Annotated in this window: 2 protein-coding genes; both read right to left on the minus strand. The window is 44.1% G+C overall.

Translation table 11 applies throughout. The annotated features are described in order from the left end of the window. Positions 1-1108: ATP-binding protein (locus tag AC1WIP_RS15115; RefSeq protein ID WP_481142606.1), on the minus strand; the 1108-nt coding region annotated here is incomplete at its 3' end. Positions 1109-1137: 29 nt separating this feature from the next. Then, positions 1138-2022, minus strand: an 885-nt coding sequence (gene recF / locus AC1WIP_RS15120) for a DNA replication/repair protein RecF (RefSeq protein ID WP_481142607.1), incomplete at its 5' end; no start/stop codon positions are given.

Here is a 2022-nt window from a genome sequence, read left to right on the forward strand (position 1 = left end):
CTCCGGACAGATTGGGCTCGCTGTCCTTTAAAAGCTTCGCATTTCTGGCATAATCATTAAAGGTTTTCGTAAGTGCATTCCTGAAACCCTGAAGATGGGTTCCGCCCTCCGGCGTATTGATGTTGTTAACAAAGCTGAATACGCTTTCATTGTAGGAATCATTGTGCTGGAAGGAAACCTCCACATACACGTTATTTTTTTCACCCTCAAAATAAAGGATATTGTCGTAAATAGGGGTTTTGCTTTTATTCAGGTAAGCCACAAATTCCTTGATGCCGCCCTCATAATGAAATTCCACTACTCTTTGCTTTTTTACAGGCTGCGCTCTTTCCAAAAGCTGGGAAATCTGCTTTTTTTCCTGCTCCTTTTCCGTACTCAGATCAGGACTTTTCTCCGTGTTCTCCTTACCCTCTTCTGTTAAATTCTCTTCCCTTGGTTCCTCCGTTACCCTGTTATCACGCAAAATGATATGAAGGCCTTTTGTCAAAAACGCCATTTCCCGCAGACGGCTCTTTAAGACGTCAAAATCAAAGACTGTGGTTTCCGTAAAAATCGTCTCATCAGGCAGAAAGGTAACCTTAGTTCCCGTCTGTTCCTCCGGACAGGTCCCGATTTCTTTTAAAGGAAAACAGACGTTTCCCTTTTCGTAGCGCTGCTTATATACTTTTCCATCCTGACAGATTTCCACCTCAAGCCAATTTGACAGGGCATTTACCACAGAGGCTCCAACGCCATGCAGTCCGCCGGAAACCTTATATCCCCCGCCGCCGAATTTTCCTCCTGCATGCAGAATGGTAAATACTACCTCAACAGCAGGAATACCAGCCTTATGATTGATTCCCACAGGAATTCCACGTCCATTGTCCGTAACAGTGATGGAATTATCCTCATTGATGGTCACATCAATGGTGTCACAAAAGCCCGCCAGAGCTTCATCCACAGCATTATCTACAATCTCATATACCAGGTGATGAAGCCCTCTGCTGGAGGTTGTCCCAATATACATACCGGGCCTTTTTCTCACGGCCTCCAGACCCTCTAAAATCTGTATCTGGTCTGCTCCATATTCCCCTTCTGTTGTCGTATCCTTCATGAATTCTTCGCTCATGACTCTCCTCATTTCTGCGCTGTCTTTCGTCACTGATTGCTCATACACACAACGCTGCCTTCCGCCACTTTAAAAACGCGGTCAATCTCAAATCTGTTATTGATAAATTCTTCAAGACCCGTACAGGTAATAATCGTCTGAATCTCTCCGATGCTGTTTAAAAGATAATTCTGCCTGCTGCTGTCAAGCTCAGACAATACATCGTCCAGCAAAAGCACCGGCGTATCCTTTGTCATCTTTTTTACAAGCTCTATCTCAGAAAGCTTTAAGGACAGCGCCGCTGTTCTCTGCTGCCCCTGGGAACCATATTTTCTGATATCCACCTTTCCTGCAAGGAAGGAAAAATCATCCCTGTGGGGACCCACAGAGGTCATTTTTGCCCTGATATCTCTTTCCTGGCTTAATTGAAGCTTTTTTTCAAAGTCCTCGATTTCCGTATCAGGCTCATACTCTATGAAAAGCTCCTCCCTGCCGCCGGAAAGCTTCTTATGTATTTCGTAGATAATCTCATTGAGCTGCTCAACAAATAACCTCCGGCGCTCGATGATCTTGCTGCCAAAGGACACAAGCTGCATATCCCAGATATGCAGTGTATCCTTCAACTGGGGATTTAAATACATATCCTTCAGCAGCTTATTCCGTTGATTCACTATTTTATTATAATGGTTGAGATTATACAGATAAAAGCCATCCAGCTGGCACAGCTCCATGTCCATGAATCTTCTTCTCTCAGAGGGACCATTTTTGATAATTCCCAAATCCTCCGGAGAAAAGAAAACCACATTGCAAAGACCTAACAGATCTGCAGCCCTTTTTATCTTCTGGCCGTCAATGGCAATTCCCTTGGATTTATTTTTTCTAAGGTGCATGTCCACTCTGGTTTCTATGCCTTCTTTTTCCACATAGGTTCTGAT

It is taken from the genome of Acetatifactor sp. (assembly GCF_982438285.1).